The sequence below is a fragment of the Thermoanaerobacterium sp. CMT5567-10 genome (assembly GCF_030534315.2).
Lineage (GTDB): Bacteria > Bacillota > Thermoanaerobacteria > Thermoanaerobacterales > Thermoanaerobacteraceae > Thermoanaerobacterium.
The window spans coordinates 2393750-2418379 of the sequence record NZ_CP130558.2; the positions used below are offsets into that span (position 1 = coordinate 2393750).

The following is a 24630-nucleotide window of genomic DNA, read 5'->3' on the forward strand; positions in this document are numbered from 1 at the left end:
ATCCACAATTTTTGTGATATTATATAATAGATATCAACAAAATAGGATGTGGTGAGATGGACATAAGACCGATTGGCGTATTTGATTCAGGCGTAGGCGGTTTAACTGTATTAAAGAGATTAAAAGAATTATTGCCAAATGAAAATTATATATATTTTGGCGATACGAAAAGAGTGCCATACGGTGAGAAGTCTAAAGAGGAGATAGAAAAATACGCCAGACAGATAGTACATTTTATGAATGAGAAAAACACAAAAATTATTGTTATAGCCTGTAATACTACATGTGCATCGATTGACAAAAATGAATACAGTGAGATTCTTTTTAATGTGTTAGAAGCTGGAGCAGAAAGTGCCGCTAATTTAACTAAGAATAAAAAAGTTGGCGTTATCGCCACTACAAGGACGATAGAAAGTAGAAGCTATGAAAAAAATATAAAATCGATAGATAGTGGTGTAGATGTTTTTGGCAAGGCTTGTCCTAGGTTTGTTCCACTTGTGGAGGAAGGACTGGCAAATAGCGATGAGGCATTCAAATGTGCTAAAGAGTATTTAAGTGCTTTGAATAATGAAGAAATTGATACATTAGTTCTTGGCTGCACACACTATCCAATATTGATAAACGCTATTAAAAATGCTGTTGATAAAGATGTAATCATTGTTGACCCGGCTATAAAGTTATCTGAAAAAGTTAAAAGTTATCTAGAAGAAAATAATATGCTTAATTTAAAATTTACAGGTAAAATTGAGTATTTTGTCAGTGGCAATAAAGAAAATTTTGTAAACACTGCTAAACTTATATTAAATGAAGATATTGAAAAGATAAGCATTGTTGACATAGAGAGATATTAAAAAAAAAGAGGGGAGAAACATGAATGAGATATTAAAAGAAGCAAGGTTAATTCAGGACGAAATCATAGAGCTCAGAAGAAAAATTCACAGAGAACCTGAATTGGGATTTGAAGAGACAAAGACATCTGAACTCATAAAAAAGTATTTAGAAAAATTAGGTATTGAAACAAAGATTATGGCAAAGACAGGCGTTGTAGGTACCATCAAAGGTAATGGAGAGAAGACAATTGCAATAAGGGCTGATATAGATGCTCTCCCAATTCAAGAGGAAAATGATGTGCCGTATAGTTCATTGGTGCCTGGAAAAATGCATGCATGTGGTCATGACGTACATACGGCTATTGCGCTTGGAGCAGCCAAGTTGCTGTCACGAAGAAAGGATAAACTTATGGGAAATGTCAAGTTTATTTTTCAGCCGGCAGAGGAAACGACAGGTGGTGCAAAGCCGATGCTGGAAGCAGGTGCCTTTGAAAATCCGAAAGTTGATGCGATTATAGGCTTGCATGTAGATCCAGATCTTCAAGTTGGACAAATCGGCTATACTTATGGAAAAGCTTATGCATCTTCCGATATGTTTGATATAAATGTAATAGGCAAAAGCAGTCATGGGGCTGAACCACATAAATCGGTAGATCCCATTGTTATTTCTGCCAACATAATCAATATGATTCAGACGGTTGTAAGTAGGGAATCGAATCCTTTGGAACCTCTTGTCATAACGATTGGAAGTATCGAAGGTGGATATGCCAGAAATATAATAGCAGGTAAAGTTCATATGTCAGGCATAATAAGGATGTTAAATGAAGAAAATCGAGACATGATAGTTGCAAAAGTAGAAAACATAGCAAAAAAAACTGCGGAGTTAATGGGAGGTAAAGTTGAATTTACAAGGATTGAAGGATATCCATGCCTTATTAACGACAGCAGAATGATAAATATATTAAGATTAAGTGCATTAGGCATAGTTGGTGAAGAAAATATAAAGAATGTATTGCCGACTCTTGGAGTAGAGGACTTTGCGTATTATTTAAAAAAGGTTCCTGGATGTTTTTATAAACTGGGCTGTGGAAATAAAGAATTGGGAATAGATAAACCTATTCACAGTAACATGTTTGATGTTGATGAAAACTGTATAGCATATGGTATAGCAGTGCATGTAAGTACTGTCCTTAATTTTTTGAAAGAGGGAATAAGCAAAGGCAACAGACAAAAGAGAATATTAAAGGATTTATTCAATTACAGTGATACTTTATAAAGTTTTATAAGTTTAATTAAAAAAATTTTGTAATCAATCAATTAAATTGGAAATAAAAAACATCCTTCATACATATTTATGCAAAATGTTTTATGCAGTTGCCAATTATTATGCATAAATTTTGTTAACAAACTAATAAATTTGCAAAAATACAGGAAATCTTGCAAAAAAAAATTATATGAAGTAAATCTTGACAAAAATAGATATATGATGCATAATATGTATTGAAGGGTGGGTGAAGAAAATGTTATTAATAATAACATTGATGGTATTGATTTTGATAGTTGTGCCCGCAGTAATAGAAAAAGACAACACGGAATATGCAGAATTTATGAGAAGCGAATTTGGATATAAAGATTTTGACGATATGATAATAAAAAACGAAGATTTTAGTGAATTGGCTTATAGCTATAAGTTAAGATAGATAAATTCAGAAAAATTCCTCCCATTTAAAACCTCCGGCTATGCCGGATGTTTTTGTTTTATGAAACTTCATATCTATTAACGCCTTTTTCTATAACATAGATGCTACTCTTTGGGACAATATAGGATGCATTTGTTTTTTTGCAGTCTATTTTGATGAAATCGCTGCCGATTTCAGAAACTGTACCTTCAATTACATTTGATTGTGTATATATTTTAATGTATTGATTTTTAAGTCTATTGAACTCATCTTCAAGGCAACAGTCATATTTGTATTTGCCTTTTTTTGAATTTTCTTCTATATAAGATAATAGCAGTGCTAGAAGAAGCTGTGATAAAAAATCTTCCAATTTTTCCATCTCATATCAACTCCTAAAATAAACCTATTTCATTATATTAAAATCATTTAATAATGTAACTGGCAATTTACGAAGAAAAATGCTAAAATAATATATATCAATTTGCAAAGAGGTGACACGATGGATATTAAGGTTGAAAGCTTTAAATTAGATCATAGAACTGTAAAGGCACCGTATGTTAGAAAAGCAGGTATTTTAGTTGGTCCTAATGGAGATGTTGTAACAAAATACGATGTAAGATTGACACAGCCAAATGTTGATTCAATACCTACAGGAGGTATGCATACTTTAGAGCACTTGTTTGCGACGTATTTTAGAGATTATATGGACGATATAATAGACATTTCGCCTATGGGCTGCAGGACTGGATTCTATCTCACAAAATTTGGTGACACACATGTCGATGAAATAAAGGATGTATTAAAGAAGGTTTTAAAAAGAGTCTTGGAAACAAAAGAAGAAGATGTCCCTGCGACAAACGAGATACAATGCGGAAACTACAGAGATCACTCGCTGTTTACAGCAAAAGAATACGCAAAGTCTGTTTTAGAGAAACTTTAAGCAGTAATATATAAATAAAACCGCGAATAAACTATTGTGAGGTGTCTTATATGCACAATAGATCTTTTGTTCGCGGTGCTTTTATATTGACAATAGCCAATGTTATTGATAGGGCTATTGGGTTTGTCTTTAGGATTATTCTTTCAAATTTGCTTGGTTCAGAAGGCACAGGAATATATCAAATAGCGCTTCCAATCTACTTCGTAGCTATCACATTCATAACATCAGGTATTACCGCAGTTACGTCCCGGTTTGTATCTGAAGAAAGAGCGAAAGGAAATAGGAAAAATATTTTTAGCATAATGGAAGTATCATTTTTTATCGTTATTTTTATGGGAATTGTAATTTCATCTGTCATATTTTTTAATGCTAAGTACATATCTGATAACTTGCTACATGAACCGAGAGCATATCTATCTATATTAGTTTTTACACCTGTATTAATAATCGTGTCTTCATCTTCGATATTTAAAGGTTTTTTTCAAGGGTTAATAAATATGATTCCAGCTTCTGTATCTGAAGTAGTGGAGCAGATTGTAAGAGTGTCTTTGACATTGTATTTATTCAGTATATTAACTGACATAAAATTAGAGTATGCTGCTACAATAGCTGTAGTGGGTATTGCTGCTGGTGAGGTAACAAGTTTTCTTATGTATATATTCTATTATAGACGTGAATTGAGCTATATAAAAGAAGAAATGCCAGATGAAGGTAAGATATGGGACAAATTAGACATCGCCAAAACGATAATAAAGACATCCTTTCCTATTACAATTTCTAGAATGATAGTAAATATACTTGACCTTTTTGAATCTCTTATCATACCATCCAGATTGATAAAGTCTGGTTTGACGCACAAAGAAGCAATATCAGAGTTTGGTAAACTTTCAGGAATGGCTTATCCACTTGCATATATGCCTGCAGTAATAACCATGAGTTTATCTGTTACTGTATTGCCTGCTGTCTCTGAAGCTGCATCTTTAAAAAAGTGGGACACAGTGAGATTGCGCATAAATCAAGCAATAGGGTACACTACAATGATAGCAATACCGGCTATTATATTGTTTCTTACGTTACCTGAAGAGATAGCTTCTTTGCTTTATCCAAATAGTCCTGGTGTAGGAGCACTAGTAAAAGTAATTGCTGCAGGAAGCATCTTTGCATATCTGGAATCTATTGTTACTAGCATATTAAATGGACTTGGAATGCAAAATGTAGTCCTGAAAAATTCTGTTATCTGGACCGTTATTTCAGTAATAGCTATGTATGTCCTAATTCCGATACCTAGTTTAAGACTATTTGGATATATATACGGTTTTATATTTGCGGATATTCTTGTGTTCATATTAAATTTTAGAGTATTAGCTAAGGTAACAGGCCTTACAGTTGACTATAACAATTGGTTTTTTAAACCACTTATATCTGCGCTTATAATGAGCATAGCTGATACAATTATGTATTTTAACTTGATAATGGTAATATCTAATAAATGGATCGTAATGTTTATTACTGTATCATCTGGATTAGCCTTGTATCTTTTGGTAAGTTATATTATAAGACTGCCATATTTGAATGATTTAAACAAGTTAATATTTTCAAGGAGTAAATGAAAGATTTAATTTATAGCAAAAAATAAACCCGTGAGACACGGGCTTTTATTTACTAAGATTTCAAAATGCTGGTACTATAGCACCTTTGTACTTGTCTTCTATGAATTTTTTGACTTCCTCGGAATTTAAAGCTTTTGCTAATTTTTGTATAGCAGCGTCATTCTGATTGTCAGGTCTTACAACCAATACATTAGCATACGGTGAATCTTTGTCTTCCATGAAAATTGCATCTTTTAATGGATTTAAATTTGCCTCTAATGCAAAGTTTGTATTTATTATTGCTAAATCTACGTCTTGAAGTGTCCTTGGCAGTTGAGGTGCTTCAAGCTCTACAATTTTTAAATGTTTAGGATTATCGACAATATCTCTGGGAGTTTGTGTTAGTCCATTTGAATCCTTCAATTTTATTAAACCCTCTTTTTGTAACAGCAACAATGCTCTTCCTTCATTTGTAGCATCATTTGGGATTGCCACTGTTGCGCCGTCTTTTATTTCATCTTTCGATTTTATCTTTTTTGAATAAGCTCCCATTGGTTCTACGTGTACTTTGACTAAAGGAACTAACTTTACATTTTTTTTCTTCTCGAAATCCTCTAAATACGGGACGTGTTGGAAGAAATTGGCGTCGATTTGTTTATCGGCCAATGCCGTATTAGGAGTTACATAGTCAGTAAATTCTTTTATTTCGAGATCTACTCCTTCTTTTGCTAAAATTGGCTTTACTACATTAAGTATTTCTGCGTGAGGATTTGGGGTTGCCCCTACAACTATTTTTGTCATTTTGTCTGAATTATTACCTGCATTTGAGCTGGTCTCATTATTATTTGATTTAGTGCAGCCTACAATGGCGAATGATAATGTCAATATTAATGTAATCAATAATATTATTTTTTTCATCTATACCATCCTTTCATCTTTTATCAACCTTTTTTGCCAGGTAGTTTCCTAATCTTTGTACGATTTCTACAAAGACGATTAAAACGATTATTGTTGCAATAAGTACATCTGTTTCATATCTTTGATATCCATACCTTATAGCTAGATCTCCAAGTCCACCTCCTCCGATAGCACCTGCCATAGCAGAATATCCCAAAATATTTATGATTGTAAGAGTTACACCCAATATCAGTGATGGTAGTGACTCTGGTATCATGACTTTAAATATTATCTGAGGTATTGTTGCACCAACAGATATTGATGCTTCTATGACACCCCAATCAACTTCTTTTAGAGATGACTCAATTACTCTTGCTACAAAAGGGGCAGCCGCAACTGACAGAGGTACTATTGCTGCTGTTGGTCCAATTGTAGTACCTACTATAAGCCTTGAAAGTGGGAAAATCGCAATTATAAGAATTATAAATGGTACTGATCTCATAATGTTAATGATGGTACCCAATATGTGGTTTAGTTTGATGTTTTCAGATAAATGGCCTTTATCTGTTATTACAAGTATTATTCCTAGCGGTAGACCTATTATTACAGAAAAAAGGGTAGAGAAAAATACCATATACAGTGATTCCCACAAAGGCTGCTCCATAAGCTGCCATAAGTTTATTAAGTATTGTATTGTGTTACTAAATGATACCATTTTTAAGCACCTCTATTCTAAGGCTGTTTTTTTCTAAAAATTTTATTGCATCTTTTATAGAACTTGGATCTCCATTAATCTTTATAAGGAGATTTCCTATTTGAGAGTTCTGGACTCTTTCTATATTTCCAGAAATTATATTTACATCAACATTAAACTTTTTTATCATATGTGATATTACAGGCTCGTTGCTACTGCTACCAAAGAATGACAGACGCAATATTTCTTCATTTGGATTCTTGTCGTCTATGAGGATGTCAGGAGGAAGCTCTGCTATCATATCTTTTAAAAATCTTTTCGACGTTTCTGTAGAAGGATTGGAAAAAATGTCTATTACATTTCCTTCTTCGATGATAACGCCATTTTCTAAAACAGCGACTCTATCACATAAGTTTCTTATGACTGACATTTCATGTGTTATGACGACTATTGTTATACCGTATTGTTTGTTTATGTTTCTAAGTAAGTTTAATATTGATTCTGTCGTAGTCGGGTCCAATGCAGATGTCGCTTCATCTGATAAGATTATATCGGGGTTGTTGGCAAGCGCCCTTGCTATGCCGACTCTTTGTTTTTGACCACCAGATAGTTGTGAAGGATATGCGTATTTCTTGTCTTTAAGATCCACAACTTCAAGCAGTTCATTTACACGCTTTTTTATAACAGAATCTTTAGCTTTTGAGATTCTTAAAGGAAAAGCTATGTTTTCATACACTGTAGAGTTCATTAAAAGATTGAAATGCTGAAATATCATGCCAATCTTTTTTCTCATTTCACGAAGTTCTTTTGGGCTTAACTTTGTCATTTCAGTACCATTTATGGAAATGCTTCCGGTTGTAGGCTTTTCAAGCATGTTTATGCACCTAATCAACGATGATTTGCCTGCACCGCTTAAGCCCATTATGCCGTATATTTCTCCATCATTTATTGTTAAATTGATGTCTTTGAGTGCAACTACATCTTTTCCATTTGTGTTGTAGACTTTACTTAGATTTTTAATTGATATCAAAATATTTCACCCTCTTTATGAAAAGTTGGAACGTCAAAAATGCAATAAAAAAAACCTCCCAATGAAAGAGGTTAGTTCCTCTCTCATCTCTCAGCATTAAAGCCGCAGGAATTGGCACCATTGCACTTTCGTGCCGGTTGCCGGGTTTCATCGGGCCAGTCCCTCCACCTCTCTGGATAAGAGAATAATTTCATTTTAAATTGTTAAAATGATTATATAGGATTAAAAATGAAAAGTCAAGCAAAATTTTCATGTCCGGAGATATTAAATTTATGTCATTCTAATATTGACACAGTGCTTACAAGTTTATGTTGAATTATGAGAATAATTGCTTATAATATAAATGTAAGATAAGTTAACTTATTAATAATTTGTCATAGACGAAAGGACAAAATCTTATGAAAGAACTAAGTGGGCGCCAACTAGAGATTTTAAAAAAAGTTATGTCAAAAGAGATGTACAGCTTAGACGATATCGTCGCTAATTATAAATTAAGCAAAAGAACAATTTATAGAGAGATAAATGCCATAAATGAATACATCAAAGATTATAACTTAAAGTTAAAAAACAATGAAGGTGTTTTGACAGTAGATGGTAGCGACAGCGATATAGAGAAATTTAATTTTGATGTTATAGGTTATCGTCCTAGTGTAGATGCTGAGAAAAGGCGAAAATTAATTCTATCAGAGCTACTACAAATGAAAGAGCCTGTTAAGCTGGAGTATTTTGCAAGAGAGTACAATGTCACAACTGCTACAATTAGCTATGACATAAAAGAAATAGATAAATGGCTAAGTAGGCAAAATGTCACAATTGTGACTAAGCCAGGTGTGGGCATATATGTAAAAGGCGATGAAAGAAATATAAGGAAGGCTATAATAAATTTTCTCTATGACAATGTTGAGACGAAGGACTTAATGGAATTTTTAAATAGAGGGTACAATAATATAAACAGATTAAGTGAGGACATCAATGACAGGCTATTGCGACTTATCGATTATGACACAGTTTTGAAGATAGAGAAAGCTATACAAAGATTAGAGAAATCACTGGACTACGAGCTGGCTGAAAGCTCTTATATGGGGCTTACAGTTCACTTGGCATTGGCGTTAAAGAGAATAAAAGAAGGCGAAAAGATCAAAATAGGTAATGAAAGCCTTTTTGAACTTAAAAAATCAGATGAGTACAGATTTGCAGAAATGCTTGCAAAATATTTGGAAGAAGAATTTGATGTCTTTATTCCTGAAGATGAAATCGGTTATATAACAATTCATCTTCAAGGTGCCAGATATAGAGCAAACACTGAAGATGTAAATGACGAATTTGTAAATGAAGTTTTATACGAGATGATAGATGTTGCTGAAAGAGTATTTGGCACAAGTTTTAGAGATGATTCAATGCTTTTAAGTGGTTTAAAGACTCATTTAAGACCTACGATTTTTAGACTAAGGATGGGCCTTGCAATAAGGAATCCCCTTATAAGCGATATAAAAGATAGGTATAGTGCACTGTTTGAAAGGTGCATATCAATTGCAAATGTATTGAAGAATAAGCTTGATGTTGATGTTCCAGATGATGAGATTGGCTATATTGCGATGCATTTTGGAGCAGCTATAGCAAGGAAAAATGACAAAACGAAAAGGCATAATATTCTAGTGGTATGTGCAAGTGGAATAGGAACATCCAGAATGCTTCTATCAAAGCTTCAGATGTTTCCGCAGTTAAACATTGTAGATACTGTTTCAAGCCTTAGAGTAAAAGATTTTAAAGATAGAGATGATATTGACTTAATTGTATCTACTATACCTCTTGACATAAAGGACAAAAAAACGGTAATTGTCAATCCATTACTTTTAGACGATGACGTCAAAAAGTTAAAAGAGGCATTAAATACAGACTTCATAATGGATTTTTCCAGCAGAAAGGCAGAAGGCGATAAGTATAAAGAGCTTTTGCACATAGCCGAATATGGCAAAAGAATTATTGAATTGTGCAGCTCTCTTAAGTTTAAAGATATATTTGGGAAAAACTCAAAGACGATTATTGATTCTCTTTTAGATGATTTTGTTAATACGGGTGATTTAGACAAAGAAAAAATTGATTCAATAAAAGAGAAGCTTTTGGGAAGAGAGAGCCTTGGCAAGATTATTCTTCCTGGCAAAGGATTTGTGATCTACCATTGTACAGCATCTAGTTTAAATAAACCAATCATCATTTTTGGAAAAGTAAAAAGCGAAGTTAGAATGAAAAATTTAATCAATGATTATGAAATCATTAAGACAGCTTTTCTAATGGTTGCACCTGATAATGACAAGATGTGGATAGAGATACTTGGCGATTTAAGTGTTTCGTTTATAGAAAGCAAAGATCTTGTTGAAAAGCTGAATAGTACAAGCAATCTCGACGAAGCTAAAGAAATAGTGCAGAGGGCATTGATGGAAAAGTATTATGATGAGATTAAAAGGAATCTTGTAGGTGATTAAAATGTTTAGTATTTCATTAAAACAGCGAAAGATATTTTATGTGATGTTGTCTTTGGTGTGGATTATAACAGCAGCGTATTCCATGGTAAATGATACATTCACACATGGTATAGAAATTCTTTTATTTGGTGCATTTTTCATTGGAGGAATTGCACTTGTTCAAGGGTATATGATAAGAATGCTTAAAATGTATGATAAAAATTTAAAAAAAGGGATAAATAACAACAAAAAAAGCCATAAAAATAATCATAAAAGGAGGTAATGAATATGGCTATACATGGTGTTATATTATGCAGTTGGGGGGCTACATCAAGCGCATTAGCAAAAAAAGTCACAGATGAAGCAAAAAAGCAAGGTTTGGACGTAACAGTTGATGCAGGTGGAACAGGTGAATTTAAGAAAAAAGCTGAAGGATACGATGTTGCTCTTTTAGAGCCGCAGGTAAGACATTTAAAAAAGGAAGTAGAGACAATCGCAGAAAAGTATAACATTCCTGTAGACATTGTTGATATGCAGGCTTTTGCGCTTATGGATGCAAAAAAGATATTAAACCAGATTATAGAGCTTGCTAAAAAATCTGGTAAAGAAGCATAGGAGGTAATATAGATGAACGACAGACTTACAAATAACTGGTTTATGAAGTGGATGGAATCATCGTTGATGCCTGTGCTGGCAAGAATAGCACAGAATGTCATTCTTCAATCAATAAGGGATGCTTTTTCTAGTTTTGCATTACCAGTTATATTGACAGGTTCATTGTTTTTGATAATAGCAAATCCACCTCTTGCAGAAGGTGCAAATTGGGGACCGATCGTTGCATGGGCTAACGCAATAAAACCTATTGCAGGGCAGTTAATGATTCCTTTCAACTTATCATTTGGTATTATGGCTTTGATGGTAGCATTTGGAACAGCTTATAGCTTAGCGACTCGCTGGGATTTAGATGAGGCTATGACAGGTATTATCTCAATGTTGGCATTTCTGGTTACTACTTTCCCGGCTTCAGATGTCACTAAAGTAAGTTTTGGGGATGTTCTTAACTATCTAGGTGGACAAGGTCTATTTGTTGCTATAATAATAGGCGTTTTGACAGCAGTTGTTGTAAGGTTCTTTAATAAGCAGGGCCTTGTAATAAGGATGCCTGAAGCAGTACCACCGTATGTTGTTAGAAGCTTTATGGCATTAATACCAATGTTTGTAATGGTTGTTTCTGCTTGGATTGTTGAATGGATTGTATGGGCCAACTTCAAAGTAACACTGCCACAATTGGTAATTGAAGTATTTAAGCCACTTGTTGCAGCGTCAAATAGTTATTGGGCAGCACTAGCTGAAATCATACTGATGATGCTTTTGTGGTCACTGGGAATTCATGGCATGAACGTTGTATCGTCTATAGCATATCCTTTCTGGATGAGTCAGCTTGCTGCAAATGTTAAGGCGTTAAATGCACATCAGACAATGACAGGTATTGTTACAGAACCATTCTTCCACATGTTTACACATCTTGGCGGTTCAGGTACTACATGGCCACTGGTTATTATGTTCTTGTTCTCAGCATCAAAACAGCTTAAGACAATAGGAACAGCCGAGTTTATTCCTGCTATATTCAATATAAATGAACCGCTTATATTTGGTGCACCAATAGTATTGAATCCTATATTGATGATACCGTTCATAATCGCACCTGCTGCAGTTGTTACTATAAACTACATTGCATTCCATTTTCATCTTGTAACAGGACCGTTGTATCAGCTTCCATTTACAGTTCCTGTGTTCATTGGTGGTTTTATATCAAGTGGCCTCGATTGGAGAGGACCTATTCTGCAGCTTGTAGACTTGATTGTAGCAGGCATTATATATTATCCGTTCTTCAAAATGTATGAAGCACAACTTTTGAAGAATGAAAGAGAAGCTGAAGAAAATAAATAAGCATAAGGAGGAACCCTTTGATGGAATTAGAGCAAATTATATACAATTTAGTCTTGCATGGTGGAAACGCCAGAGGTGAAGCTTATGAAGCATTAGATGCAGCAGAAAAAGGGGATTTTGAATCTGCCGAGAAGCATCTAGAAAAGGCTGATGAAGAATTTTATGCAGGCCACGATTACCAAAATGCATTGGTACAAGGCGAACAAAGTGAAGCTCCAAACTTCCTTGTAATACATGCGCAAGACCAACTTATGACGGCTCTTGCTGAGAAGAACCTCATAAAAAGGCTTGTTGACTTGTATAAGAGGTTGGATGCTCTTGAAAAAAAGATAAAATAAACAACTAATAAATAAAAGGTGAGTTATACTCACCTTTTATTTATTCCAAGGAGTGTGATTTAAATACTGGTTTTTGGACGATCATGTGTTTTATCTTTTTTACTTTAAAGTATTGAATAATTGATGTGAATTTTGTACAATGTAGATGGACATATAAATAAAAATTTGGAAAGAGGGATAATCAATGTACGATTCCAAAATCAGAGACGAAAATGTGGACGAGCTTTTTGAAGCTGTCTTAATGCTTAAAGACATGGAAGAATGTTATCGTTTTTTTGAAGATATAGCTACTATAAATGAAGTCAAATCATTAGCCCAGAGGCTTCAAGTTGCTAAGATGTTAAGAGATAGAAAAACATATATAGAAATAGCGGAAAAAACAGGTGCAAGCACAGCTACAATAAGCAGGGTAAACAGAGCATTAAATTATGGAGCAAATGGATATAATTTAATTCTCGATAGGTTGAAGGAAAAATCTCGGTAAATCCGAGATTTTATTTGATTAAGGATTATAAAACAACAAAATGGTTGATAAATTTAGAAGTTATATATACAATAGAATCGTAAGTTATAGGTACAAATTATTTATTTGGAGTGAAATAGATGAATATTCTTGATAAACTTAATGATAGGCAGAAAGAAGCTGTAGTAACTACAGAAGGTCCTCTTTTGATATTAGCAGGTGCAGGAAGCGGGAAAACGAGGGTCTTGACACATAGAATAGCATATCTTATTAAAGAAAAAAGAGTTTCGCCTGCAAATATATTAGCCATTACTTTTACAAATAAGGCAGCACAGGAAATGAAAGATAGAGTTGAATCGCTGCTTGGATACGTTGGGGACATATGGGTATCAACATTTCATTCAGCATGTGTACGCATTTTGAGAAGAGATATTGAAAAAATAGGGTATGATAAAAATTTTGTCATATATGATACGCAGGACCAAAAGTCTTTGGTTTCTGATTGCATAAAAGAACTTGATTTGAATGAAAAGCAGTATACGCCTAAAAGCATGCTTAGCGCCATATCAAAGGCAAAAGACAAGATGATATCTCCGGATGAATATTTGCTGGAATTTGGGAACGACTATAGAAACAAGAAAGTAGCCGACGTTTATAGACTATACCAGAAGAAGTTAAAGAAAGATAATGCACTTGATTTTGATGACATCATAATAAAGACTATAGAATTATTTAAAAAAGATGAGGAGATATTAAGATATTATCAGGATAAATTTAGGTATATAATGGTTGATGAATATCAAGATACAAACAGACCTCAGTATGAGTTTGTAAATCTTTTGGCGAAAAGGTACAGAAATCTCTGCGTTGTAGGAGATGATGACCAAAGCATATACGGATGGCGTGGGGCAGATATAAAAAATATTTTAGATTTTGAAAAGGACTATCCCGAGGCTAAAGTTATAAAACTTGAGCAAAATTATCGTTCAACACAGATCATTCTGGATGCGGCCAACAATGTCATTGACAACAACATAAAGAGAAAAAAGAAGCAGCTTTGGACAGATAATAAAGATGGGGAAAAGATAGTCGTCTGTGAAGTTCAAAATGAGAGAGAAGAAGCCAATTTTATCGTAGATAGAATAAAGAACTTAGTAGGAAATGGAAGAAGATATTCAGATTTTGCGATTCTGTATAGGACTAATGCTCAGTCACGTATATTTGAAGAGGCTTGTATGATGAATGATATACCGTACAAGTTAGTCGGAGCTTTGAGATTTTATGATCGCAAAGAGATAAAAGACATCATCGCATATTTGAGAATACTCGTTAATCCATATGATGACGTGTCACTAAAGAGGATTATAAATGTGCCTAAAAGAGGCATCGGTGAATCTACAGTAAGTGCATTAGAGCAATATGCACGAGAACACGATACAAGCATGTATTTTGCTATTCCAGATGTGGAGCTTAAAGGCAGGGCAAGAAAAGTATTGGATAACTTTAAAAATTTCATTGATGATTTAATTAACCAACTTGATTTTATGAACATTATCGAAGTTATCGATTATATATTAGAAAAAACCGGTTATATGGATGAATTAAAAGCAGATGATACTAAGGAATCTGAAAGCCGCATAGAAAACATAAATGAGTTTATAAGGGCAGCAAGAGAATTTATGGAGACGTCTGAGGACAAATCTTTAGAATCGTTTTTGTCTGGGATAACATTAGTTTCAGATATTGATACAGCAGGAGATATTGGAGAAAGCGTTGTTTTGATGACGCTTCATTCTGCAAAAGGGCTTGAATTTCCTGTAGTATTTATGGCTGGCATGGAAGAAGGGATTTTTCCCAGCTCTATGTCCTTTATTGATGAACATGAATTAGAAGAAGAGAGAAGGCTGTGCTATGTTGGCATAACTAGGGCGAAAGAAAGGCTTTTCATGACATATGCCAGAACTAGAAATTTATACGGAAAACCTCAATACAATACAGCCTCAAGGTTTATAAATGAAATACCTCAGGACTTAATTGTAGAGTATGACAAAGGTGCGATTAAAAGAAACGATTATGAGTCAGTTTCATCATATATAAATACATTTGCTAGAAAAGCTAATGATAAAGCCAACTATAACCCAGGTGATAAGGTAGAGCATAAGTTGTGGGGAATTGGTACAGTAGTAAATGTAGAAGGTATTGGAGAAGATCGAGAGTTAACTGTTGCATTTCCAAACGTAGGCATAAAGAGATTGTCTTTAAAGTACGCACCAATTAGAGCTATTTCATAAGGCGGTGAATTTTTGTGACGGTAGAAGAAAGAATCAGAGAATTAAGGGATAAGATTAATCACCACAGTTACATGTACTATGTTCTTGACAGACCGGAGATATCTGATTATGAGTACGATATGATGATGAGAGAACTTATCAAACTGGAGGAAGAGCATCCGGAGCTTAAGACACCTGATTCGCCTTCTCAGAGGATAGGCGGTGAACCTGTAAAAGAATTTGAACCATTTACACATGTGGTAGTCATGCAGAGTTTGGCAAATGCGTTTACTGAAGGAGAGCTTAGAGATTTTGACAGAAGAGTAAGGTCATCTGTTGGTGATGTGGAATATGTTGTAGAACTTAAAATTGATGGGCTGTCAGTTGAATTGATATATGAAAATGGAATATTTACAATAGGTTCTACTAGAGGCGATGGTTATGTTGGGGAAAATGTTACAAATAACTTGAAGACAATTAAATCTATACCGCTTCGTCTTAAAGATAATTTAAACCTCATTGTAAGAGGGGAAGTTTTTATGCCCAGAGCTTCCTTTGAAAAGTTAAATGAAGAAAGGGAGCTAAATGGCGAAAGCCTTTTTGCAAATCCCAGGAATGCTGCTGCTGGCTCTTTAAGGCAATTAAACCCTAAGATAACTGCTAAAAGAGATTTAGATATATTTGTATTTAATTTACAGAGGATAGAAGGGGTAGAATTAAAAACACATGTGGAAGCATTGGAATTTTTGAAAGAGCAGGGATTTAAAGTAAGTCCACATCTTAAAAAATGCAAAAATATTGATGAAGTGATAGAAGACATAAATTACATAAGGACTATAAGAGATAGCTTGCCTTATGATACAGATGGTGCTGTGGTAAAAGTAAATGATCTTGAAAAAAGGGAGATTTTAGGTTCAACCGTAAAAGACCCTAGATGGGCAATAGCATTTAAATACCCAGCTGAAAGGCAAAAGACAAAAGTCAAAGACATAATAGTTCAAGTCGGTAGAACAGGAGCACTGACTCCTACTGCCATATTAGAGCCTGTAAAGATAGCAGGTTCGATTGTATCAAGGGCAACACTTCATAATGAGGATTATATAAAGGAGAAGGATATAAGAATTGGCGATACAGTTATCATTCAAAAAGCAGGTGAGGTAATACCTGAAGTTGTAAGTGTTGTCGTAGAAGACAGAAAAGGCCATGAGAAGTATTTTAATATGCCTGATACTTGTCCTGAATGTGGTGCAACGACTGTAAGGCTTCCTGGTGAAGCTGTTACTAGATGTACGGGGTTAAATTGTCCTGCAAAGCTTAAGAGGGGTATCATACATTTTGCATCTAAAGACGCTATGGACATAGATGGATTGGGGCCTGCGGTTATAGGACAGCTTTTGGACAATCACCTTATACACAATATAGCTGACTTGTATTACCTAAAATACGATGATTTAATAAAACTTGACAGGATGGGTGATAAATCAGTAAAGAATCTTCTCAATGCAATAGAAGAAAGCAAGGGTAGGGATTTAGACAGAGTAATTTTTGGACTTGGAATAGATCTGATTGGCAGCAAAGCGGCATCAATACTGGCTAATCATTTTAAGACAATGGATTCATTGGAAGAAGCTTCTTTTGATGAACTTACGAATATTGAAGAAGTAGGTCCTAAGATGGCAGACAGCATAATAGCGTTTTTTAAAGAGAAACAAAATAGAGAGATACTAGATAAATTAAAAAAAGCTGGCGTAAATATGGTCAAAAAGGAAAGTGAAAATACCAGCAATATTTTTGATGGGTTGACATTCGTTTTAACAGGTACGCTTTCAAATTATACAAGAGATGAAGCAAAAAAACTGATAGAAGAAAGAGGGGGAAAAGTTACAAGCTCTGTCAGTAAAAAAACGGATTATGTATTAGCTGGTAGCGATCCAGGTTCAAAGCTTGCAAAAGCACAGCAGCTTGGAGTCAGAATAATAGATGAAAAAGAGTTTGAAAACATGCTGAAACAGTGATAAAATTAACTAAATGGTGCTTTTTTGAATTAAATATGTGAAGTGAATTAAAGATTTGAAAGGGTGTGTATGTATGTCTATAACAAAAGACGAGGTTATCCACGTCGCAAAGCTGGCTAGGCTTAAGTTTACTGATGAGGAATTGGAAAAGTATTCACATCAGCTTGATAACATCATAAAATATGTAGACAAGCTAAATGAATTAAATACAGACGATGTTGAACCTACGGCGCATATTGTGCCAATCAGTAATGTTTTTCGTGAAGATGAAGTTATGCCTTCGATGGACAGGGAAAAAATCTTGATGAATGCGAAAGAAAAAGAAGATGGATGCTTTAAAGTACCAAAGATAATTGAGTGAGGTGGGTTGAATGGAATTACATGAATTAAAAATACATGAGCTGCATGACCTTCTTAAAAATAAGGAAGTAAGTGCTGTAGATGTAACTAAAGCGTATTTAGAAAGGATCAAGGAAGTTGAGCCACAAGTTGATGCGCTTATTTCTATTACGGAAGAATATGCATTAAAAAAAGCAGAAGAAGCAGATAAGATGATCCAGGATGGTAACATAAACGATCTAACAGGAATACCTGTGATTATAAAAGACAATATGTGCACAGAAAACATAAGAACTACTTGTGCATCGAAAATGCTGGAGGATTTTGTACCACCTTATAATGCAACAGTAGTCGAGAATCTTAGCAATCTTGGTGCTGTCATGGTAGGAAAAGCCAATCTAGATGAATTTGCAATGGGCTCATCTACTGAAAATTCTGCTTTTAAGACTACGAAGAATCCTTGGGATTTGTCTAGAGTACCTGGAGGTTCATCAGGTGGTTCTGCTGCATCTGTTGCTGCAGATGAATGTGCGTTTTCACTTGGGTCTGATACGGGTGGATCCATAAGACAGCCTGCATCTCTTTGCGGTGTCGTTGGAATGAAGCCTACATATGGTCTTGTGTCAAGGTATGGTCTTGTTGCATTTGCGTCCTCTCTAGATCAAATAGGACCGCTTACAAAGGATGTTACAGACTGCGCAATAGTGCTAAATGCTATTGCTGGGCACGATCCAAAAGATTCTACATCTGTTGATAAGATGAGAAAGAAAGACTATAAAGAGTTTTTAAAAGATGATATTAAAGGCATTAGGATAGGATATTCTAAAGAGTTTTTTGGAGAAGGACTGGATGACGGTGTTAGAGAATCTATCGAGTCGTCTTTAAAGATATTTGAAAGTTTAGGTGCCGAAGTAAAAGAGATAAGCCTTCCTTATCTTGATTATGCACTTGCTGCATACTACATAGTTTCATCCGCTGAAGCAAGTTCAAACTTAGCTAGATACGATGGTATAAGGTATGGGCATGTAGCGACAAATTATGAAGATTTAATCGACATGTACATGGTGTCTAGAAGTGAAGGGTTCGGGAAAGAAGTAAAGAGAAGGATTATGCTGGGCACATATGCATTAAGTTCTGGTTATTATGATGCATACTACAATAAAGCATTAAAAGTGAGAACTCTCATAAAAAAGGATTATGAAAAAGCTTTTGAAGATGTGGATGTCATCGTTGGACCTACATCTCCTACAACTGCATTTAAGATAGGTGAGAGGGTTGAAGATCCATTGGCAATGTATCTTGCTGATGTATATACAGTTCCGGTAAATATTGCGGGGCTTCCTGGCTTATCGCTTCCATGTGGTCTATCAAATGATTTGCCAGTTGGTCTTCAGATTGTTGGAAGACATTTTGACGAAGGAGTAGTATTGAATGCAGCGTACGCATTTGAAAAAGCTTGCAATTTTAACGCAAAACCAAGTTTCAAAGGTGGTGCTAGATAATGAATTATGAAGCAGTTATAGGTCTTGAAGTACATGCTGAGCTTCTTACAAAGACGAAGATTTTTTGCAGTTGTACAACGGAGTTTGGCGGTGAACCTAATACACATGTTTGTCCTGTGTGCTTAGGACTACCAGGTACTTTGCCTGTTTTAAATAAAAAAGTAGTAGAGTATGCCGTAAAGGCAGGACTTGCCTTAAACTGCGAAATATCCAAATTTAGTAAAATGGATAGAAAAAATTATTTTTATCCAGATTTGCCGAAAGCGTATCAGATTTCACAGTATGACCTTCCTTTGTGTAAAAACGGATATGTGGAGATTGAAACATCGGATGGTGTTAAAAAGAAAATCGGCTTAACAAGGATACATATTGAAGAAGATGCAGGTAAGTTAATGCATGAAAACATTGATGGCTCTTTAGTAGATTACAACAGGACTGGTGTCCCACTTATAGAGATAGTGTCTGAGCCTGATATGAGGACGCCAGAAGAAGCTTATCTTTATTTGACGAAGCTTAAAAGCGTTCTTGAGTATTCTGAAGTATCAGACTGCAAAATGCAGGAAGGTTCTCTCAGAGTCGATACAAATGTATCGGTGCGACCTGTAGGCAGCAATGAATTTGGAACGAAAATCGAGCTTAAAAACCTTAATTCATTTAAAGCTGTTCAAAGGGCATTAGAATACGAAATTAAAAGGCAGATAAAGCTAATTGAGAATCGAGAGAAAATTGTGCAGGAAACTCGCCGTTGGAATGAGCAGAAAGGCGTTACAGAGTCTATGCGCTCAAAAGAAGAAGCACATGACTATAGGTATTTCCCAGAACCTGATCTCGTACCTATAATAGTATCTGATGAATGGAAAGAAGAGATAAGAAAATCGCTTCCAGAAATGCCTGAGTATAAGAAAGAAAGGTTTGTTTCACAATATGGAATTCCAGAGTACGATGCATCTGTAATAACATCGTCGAAGCCATTGGCTGATTTCTTTGAAAAGTGCGCTTTGGAGTACTCATCGGCAAAGATAATAAGCAATTGGATAATGGGGGAAATGATGAGGCTTTTAAAGGAGACTGGAAAAGAAATTGATGAAGTGCCGATTAAGCCCCATCAGATGGCTTCTCTTCTAAATCTTATAGATAATGGTACCATAACCGGATCGATAGCTAAGACTGTATTTGAAGATATGTTTATGACAGGTAAGAATCCAGAAGAGATCGTAGAGGAGAAAGGCTTAAAACAGTTAAGCAACGAGGATGAGTTGAGAGAAATTGCTATAAAAGTCATAAAAGACAATCCTAAGTCTGTTGAAGATTATAAAAATGGTAAAGACAAAGCGATAGGTTTCCTTGTAGGGCAAATGATGAAAGCTACTAAAGGCAAAGCAAATCCGCAACTGGCAAATAAACTTTTGAAGGAAGAACTTTCAAAATAAATATTACTATTTTTAAAAAAACAGGCATACAATATCAATGGTGTTGTATGCCTTTTAAATTTAATATAATTTCAGAATATACTAAAAAATACAAGATAGTAGTAGTATATAAACAATTTTCACTGAATTTCTGATATATACTTGTTTAGCAAAACACATGGTGATATAATAAGTAAAAATCATTGTAAACTGTTTTAAGCCATTACATTTCTTAAAATTTCAATTTCAGAATTGTACTACAAAGTTTGGTACAGTTTTAATTGCAGGCAAAAAGTTGTTTTTAAAACATATTTATATATATAGCTGGGGGTGAGAGATGAGAACTCGTTGGGGGGAAGTAGAGTTTGTAAACCACATTTTTTAAAGGGAGGAAATTTTGATGAAAAGAAGAAATTGGTTAGCATTATTGTTGACATTAGTATTAGCTCTGTCAGCATTGTTGGCAGGATGCTCAGCAAATAATAATGGTACACAAAGCAAAAGCAATAGTGATACAAGCAAACAAACAGCAAAAACTGATGAGCAAGTTATAAATCTAAATTTAAGAGCTGATCCACCTAACTTAAATCCTTTCACTTCTACAGATATGGCATCATTTGACGTTTTAAATGATGTCTTAGATGGCTTAGTAAGGTATGATAAAAATGGAGAAATCAAGCCGGGTTCAGGTCTTGCAAAGAGCTGGGACATATCAAGTGATGGTCTCACTTATACATTCCACTTGAAAGATGGGATAAAGTGGAGCGATGGAAATCCAATAACAGCGCAAGATTTTGAGTATTCTTGGAAAAAAGTTTTAGATCCTAAGACAGCATCACAATATGCGTATCAATTTTTTTACATCCAAGGTGCTGAAGAATACAACTCAGGAAATGGCACGGCAGACCAAGTAGGGATAAAAGCACTTGATGATAAGACATTACAAGTTAAGTTAAAATCGCCGGCACCGCAATTTTTAGGTCTTACTGCATTTGGAACTTATTTGCCGCAGGAAAAGTCCTTTGTTGAAAAAATAGGCGTTGATAAACTGGGTAGCAGTCCTGATACATTAGTCTACAGTGGTCCCTTTGTGATTAAAGAGTGGAACCACGATCAAAGCGTTGTGTTAGAGAAAAATCCGAATTATTGGGATAAAGACAGTGTCAAGCTAGAAAAAGTTAACTTTTTAATAATAAAAGATGCAAATACACAGGCACAAAACTACGACAATGGAACACTGGATCAGATGCGCGTGCCCAGTGATTTGATGGAGAAGTATAAAAATACAAAGGAATTTTCAGTAAAGCCTGTTGCAGGAAATTGGTATATACAATTCAATGATAAAAAAGGAATATTTAAAAATGTAAACATAAGAAAAGCATTTACATTGGCAATTAATAGGAAGGCATTTACAGAGCAAGTTCTTAAAGATGGTTCAATTCCAGCGATGTCTATTGTTCCACCTGGTGTTCCGGGATATAACAATGAAGATTTTATAAAACAAGATGGTGCACCATTCTTTAAAGATAATGATGTACAGGCTGCAAAAGATTATTTGAATAAAGGGCTTAAAGAGCTTGGTTTAACGAAATTGCCGACCATAACATTTACTGCAGATGATACGACTGGTGCAAAAAAGGCGTCTGAGGCGCTTCAACAAATGTGGAAGCAAAACCTTGGCGCAGATGTACAGCTAAAGAATGAAGCATTTAAGATAAGAATTGATGATATGAATAAAGGAAATTTCGATATGGTATTGGCAGGATGGAGTGCAGATTACAATGATCCAATGACTTTCCTTGATATGTGGGAGACAGACAATGGCAATAACACTGCATTCTATAGTAATCCTGAATATGATAAGCTAATTGATCAAGCGAAGGTAACTGGGGACTTAAAACAAAGAAATGATTATATGATTCAAGCAGAAAAGATAGCAATGGATGACATGGCAATAGGTCCACTATACTTTCAAGCGTATGCATTGGTCACAAAGAGCTATGTGAAGGACTTGATTGTTCCTACATTTGGAACTGAGTGGGAACTTAAGTGGACATATATAGAGGGCAAAAACAAATAAAACAATTAACATGCAAAGCACCGGGGCTTATTCCCCGGTGCTTTGCATGTTTAAAAATATTCTTGCAATTACACGCGGATTTTAATCGATTCTAAAAAATTGCCGAAATAAATTGAAATATTGAGATTGACTCATAATGATGGTATACTTATAAAGTATTTAGTTTAAAAATAGCAATATTTTATGTGAAATTGAATGTAGAAATGTTGCTATTTTTAGAAATAATATTATATTTAAAAAAGGAATGTACAACTTGTATTTTATATGGGATGATAAATTGTAGTTAATACATGAATTTGCGTAAAATTTTGTTATTGATTATTGTTTTTAAATGTTATAAAATTTATATATCTTAAAAATTCAATTATCATATAAATCAAAAAATATTAATTACAGGAGGTGTAATTTGTTAGTATAGCTGGGGGAGCTAATTAATTAAATTTATTATTTTTTATTGTATTAGGAGGAGAAATAATGAAAGGATATAAGAAGATTCTCATAATTGGTTTGGCTATGTTAATCGCACTGAGTGCAGTACTAGCAGGTTGTGGGGGGAGTGCTTCAAACAGTGCATCAAATAGCGGAAACGATAAACAAGTATTGAATCTTAATTTAACTCAAGAACCACCTACACTCGATCCGCAAAAGGCGACGGATGTGGTTTCTATTGATATATTAACAGAAATATTAGATGGTTTGACAAGGTACGACAAAGATGGAAAAATAAAGCCTGGTTCAGGCCTTGCTAAGAGCTGGGATATTTCAAATGATGGACTTACTTATACATTTCACTTAAGAGATGCAAAATGGAGCGATGGGGATCCAATAACAGCACAAGATTTTGAATACGCTTGGAAAAGGGCATTGGATCCTAATACAGCTTCACAATATGCATATCAACTATTCTATATAAAAGGCGCAGAAGAATATAATTCAGGAAAAGGTAGTGCCGATCAGGTAGCTGTGAAAGCACTTGACGACAAGACTCTGCAGGTCACATTAAAAGCTCCTACACCACAATTTCTAGGCCTTACTTCATTTGTAACATATCTACCATTAGAAAAATCGGTATATGAAAAATATGGTGATAAAGTTGGTACAGATCCAGATAAATTAGTGTACAGCGGTCCGTTCGTCATTAGCCAATGGAATCATGAGCAGAGCATAATTTTAAAGAAGAACAAAGATTATTGGGACAGCAGTAGTGTAAAATTGCAGACTGTTAATTTTTCAATGATAAAAGACAATAATACTTTAGTTCAAAACTACGATAACAATACGCTTGATTCCATATTTGTGCCAGGTGATTATATTGATAAATATAAAAATTCAAATGAGTATAGCGACAAGGCATTAGCAACTAACTGGTACGTGCAGTTTAATACGAAGAGTCCTGTGTTCAAAAATGCAGATATTAGAAAGGCCTTTACCCTTGCTATTGACAGGAAAGCATTTGTTGAGCAGGTAACGAAAGACGGTTCTATACCTGCAGAAGCGGTGGTTCCACCAGGTGTTCCGGGGTATAATGGAGATTTTAGAAAAGAAGCAGGTGAGACGTATTTTAAAGACAATGATGTTGCACAAGCTAAGGAATTGCTGAAAAAAGGGATGGCGGAACTGGGCTTAAGCAAACTTCCTACTATCACATTGCTTGGCGATGATACAGATAACGCGAAAAAGTATGATCAAGCACTTCAGCAGATGTGGAAACAAAATCTTGGAGTAAATGTACAGATTCAAAATGTAGCATTTAAAGTAAGGATAGATATGATGAACAAAGGAAATTATGACATGGTGTTTGCAGGATGGGGTGCTGACTACAACGATCCATTGACATTCTTGGACATGTGGGAAACAAACAATGGCAATAATACGGCATTTTACAGCAATCCTGAATACGACAAGCTTATTGATGAAGCAAAGGTTAATGGAGATTTAAAATCAAGAAATGATCAGCTTATACAGGCTGAGAAGATTTTGATGAATGACATGCCGATAGGACCTGTGTATTTCCGAGCAAGAGCTTTTGTTGTAAAACCTTATGTAAAGGATCTGTATTTTCCAACATTTGGATCTGACTGGGAATTTAAGTGGGCATATATCCAAAATAATTAGTAATTAAGAATATTTTTGCATATCTTAA

22 protein-coding genes and 1 riboswitch are annotated in these 24630 nt (G+C 34.7%); of the genes, 18 read left to right on the forward strand and 4 right to left on the reverse strand.

Annotation, left to right across the window (positions count from 1 at the left end; translation table 11 throughout):
- Positions 1 to 56 precede the first annotated feature (56 nt).
- The 3 genes from murI (at position 57) to Q2T46_RS12140 (ending at position 2530) form a co-directional block, all read left to right on the forward strand.
- Positions 57 to 851 (forward strand): glutamate racemase, encoded by a 795-nt coding sequence (murI, locus tag Q2T46_RS12130; RefSeq protein WP_303265260.1) that lies wholly within the window; start codon positions 57 to 59, stop codon positions 849 to 851.
- Between the two features lie 19 nt (positions 852 to 870).
- Positions 871 to 2106, forward strand: a complete 1236-nt coding sequence (locus tag Q2T46_RS12135; RefSeq protein ID WP_303265259.1) for a M20 family metallopeptidase — start codon at positions 871 to 873, stop codon at positions 2104 to 2106.
- 244 nt (positions 2107 to 2350) lie between these two features.
- The gene (locus Q2T46_RS12140; protein ID WP_303265258.1) at positions 2351 to 2530 is read left to right on the forward strand and encodes a hypothetical protein; all 180 of its coding nucleotides are present in this window, start codon (positions 2351 to 2353) and stop codon (positions 2528 to 2530) included.
- Between the two features lie 58 nt (positions 2531 to 2588).
- On the opposite strand, the gene Q2T46_RS12145 is transcribed toward Q2T46_RS12140, so the two are convergent.
- Positions 2589 to 2888 carry a hypothetical protein gene (locus tag Q2T46_RS12145; RefSeq protein WP_303265257.1) on the reverse strand — a complete coding sequence of 100 codons (300 nt, stop codon included), beginning with the start codon at positions 2886 to 2888 and terminating at the stop codon, positions 2589 to 2591.
- 120 nt (positions 2889 to 3008) lie between these two features.
- Here Q2T46_RS12145 and Q2T46_RS12150 point away from each other — a divergent pair, with 120 nt between their 5' ends.
- Positions 3009 to 3449 (forward strand): S-ribosylhomocysteine lyase, encoded by a 441-nt coding sequence (locus Q2T46_RS12150; protein ID WP_303265256.1) that lies wholly within the window; start codon positions 3009 to 3011, stop codon positions 3447 to 3449.
- 50 nt (positions 3450 to 3499) lie between these two features.
- Positions 3500 to 5059 carry a stage V sporulation protein B gene (gene spoVB / locus Q2T46_RS12155; protein WP_303265255.1) on the forward strand — a complete coding sequence of 520 codons (1560 nt, stop codon included), beginning with the start codon at positions 3500 to 3502 and terminating at the stop codon, positions 5057 to 5059.
- A gap of 60 nt (positions 5060 to 5119) precedes the next feature.
- Here spoVB and Q2T46_RS12160 read toward each other — a convergent pair whose 3' ends face one another.
- The 3 genes from Q2T46_RS12160 to Q2T46_RS12170 are packed head-to-tail and all read right to left on the reverse strand — an operon-like array spanning position 5120 to position 7659.
- Entirely contained in the window at positions 5120 to 5956 is an 837-nt protein-coding gene (locus tag Q2T46_RS12160) for a MetQ/NlpA family ABC transporter substrate-binding protein (protein ID WP_303265254.1), read from the reverse strand.
- Between the two features lie 13 nt (positions 5957 to 5969).
- Positions 5970 to 6650: a methionine ABC transporter permease gene (locus Q2T46_RS12165; protein ID WP_303265253.1), complete on the reverse strand. Its 681-nt coding sequence runs from the start codon at positions 6648 to 6650 to the stop codon at positions 5970 to 5972.
- Positions 6637 to 7659 (reverse strand): methionine ABC transporter ATP-binding protein, encoded by a 1023-nt coding sequence (locus Q2T46_RS12170; RefSeq protein ID WP_303265252.1) that lies wholly within the window; start codon positions 7657 to 7659, stop codon positions 6637 to 6639. The genes Q2T46_RS12165 and Q2T46_RS12170 overlap by 14 nt, the downstream gene beginning before the upstream one ends.
- Positions 7660 to 7739: 80 nt before the next feature.
- Positions 7740 to 7842, reverse strand: a riboswitch (SAM riboswitch).
- 215 nt (positions 7843 to 8057) lie between these two features.
- Between Q2T46_RS12170 and Q2T46_RS12175 the strand changes: the two genes are divergently transcribed.
- The 13 genes from Q2T46_RS12175 to Q2T46_RS12235 all read left to right on the forward strand — a co-directional run bounded on the left by Q2T46_RS12175 (position 8058) and on the right by Q2T46_RS12235 (position 24602).
- A complete protein-coding gene (locus Q2T46_RS12175; protein ID WP_303265251.1) occupies positions 8058 to 10142 on the forward strand; it encodes a BglG family transcription antiterminator in 2085 nt (694 codons plus the stop codon).
- Between the two features lie 82 nt (positions 10143 to 10224).
- A complete protein-coding gene (locus tag Q2T46_RS12180) occupies positions 10225 to 10404 on the forward strand; it encodes a hypothetical protein (protein WP_303265250.1) in 180 nt (59 codons plus the stop codon).
- Between the two features lie 5 nt (positions 10405 to 10409).
- Positions 10410 to 10736, forward strand: a complete 327-nt coding sequence (locus Q2T46_RS12185; protein WP_013298539.1) for a PTS sugar transporter subunit IIB — start codon at positions 10410 to 10412, stop codon at positions 10734 to 10736.
- Between the two features lie 12 nt (positions 10737 to 10748).
- Entirely contained in the window at positions 10749 to 12071 is a 1323-nt protein-coding gene (locus Q2T46_RS12190; RefSeq protein ID WP_303265249.1) for a PTS sugar transporter subunit IIC, read from the forward strand.
- A 20-nt stretch (positions 12072 to 12091) separates the two neighbouring features.
- The gene (locus Q2T46_RS12195) at positions 12092 to 12409 is read left to right on the forward strand and encodes a PTS lactose/cellobiose transporter subunit IIA (protein WP_015312227.1); all 318 of its coding nucleotides are present in this window, start codon (positions 12092 to 12094) and stop codon (positions 12407 to 12409) included.
- Positions 12410 to 12593: 184 nt separating this feature from the next.
- Positions 12594 to 12893 (forward strand): YerC/YecD family TrpR-related protein, encoded by a 300-nt coding sequence (locus Q2T46_RS12200; protein ID WP_015312226.1) that lies wholly within the window; start codon positions 12594 to 12596, stop codon positions 12891 to 12893.
- A 119-nt stretch (positions 12894 to 13012) separates the two neighbouring features.
- Positions 13013 to 15163: a DNA helicase PcrA gene (gene pcrA, locus Q2T46_RS12205; RefSeq protein WP_303265248.1), complete on the forward strand. Its 2151-nt coding sequence runs from the start codon at positions 13013 to 13015 to the stop codon at positions 15161 to 15163.
- Between the two features lie 14 nt (positions 15164 to 15177).
- Positions 15178 to 17157 carry an NAD-dependent DNA ligase LigA gene (gene ligA, locus Q2T46_RS12210; RefSeq protein WP_303265247.1) on the forward strand — a complete coding sequence of 660 codons (1980 nt, stop codon included), beginning with the start codon at positions 15178 to 15180 and terminating at the stop codon, positions 17155 to 17157.
- Between the two features lie 73 nt (positions 17158 to 17230).
- Positions 17231 to 17518 carry an Asp-tRNA(Asn)/Glu-tRNA(Gln) amidotransferase subunit GatC gene (gene gatC, locus Q2T46_RS12215; protein WP_192401530.1) on the forward strand — a complete coding sequence of 96 codons (288 nt, stop codon included), beginning with the start codon at positions 17231 to 17233 and terminating at the stop codon, positions 17516 to 17518.
- A gap of 10 nt (positions 17519 to 17528) precedes the next feature.
- Complete coding sequence (gene gatA / locus Q2T46_RS12220; RefSeq protein WP_303265246.1) at positions 17529 to 18998, forward strand: Asp-tRNA(Asn)/Glu-tRNA(Gln) amidotransferase subunit GatA; 1470 nt, start codon at positions 17529 to 17531, stop codon at positions 18996 to 18998.
- Positions 18998 to 20428 (forward strand): Asp-tRNA(Asn)/Glu-tRNA(Gln) amidotransferase subunit GatB, encoded by a 1431-nt coding sequence (gatB, locus tag Q2T46_RS12225; RefSeq protein WP_303265245.1) that lies wholly within the window; start codon positions 18998 to 19000, stop codon positions 20426 to 20428. Before gatA ends, gatB begins: the two co-directional genes overlap by 1 nt.
- Positions 20429 to 20807: 379 nt before the next feature.
- Complete coding sequence (locus tag Q2T46_RS12230; protein ID WP_303265244.1) at positions 20808 to 22487, forward strand: peptide ABC transporter substrate-binding protein; 1680 nt, start codon at positions 20808 to 20810, stop codon at positions 22485 to 22487.
- Between the two features lie 474 nt (positions 22488 to 22961).
- The gene (locus tag Q2T46_RS12235) at positions 22962 to 24602 is read left to right on the forward strand and encodes a peptide ABC transporter substrate-binding protein (RefSeq protein ID WP_303265243.1); all 1641 of its coding nucleotides are present in this window, start codon (positions 22962 to 22964) and stop codon (positions 24600 to 24602) included.
- The last annotated feature ends 28 nt before the right edge of the window (positions 24603 to 24630 follow it).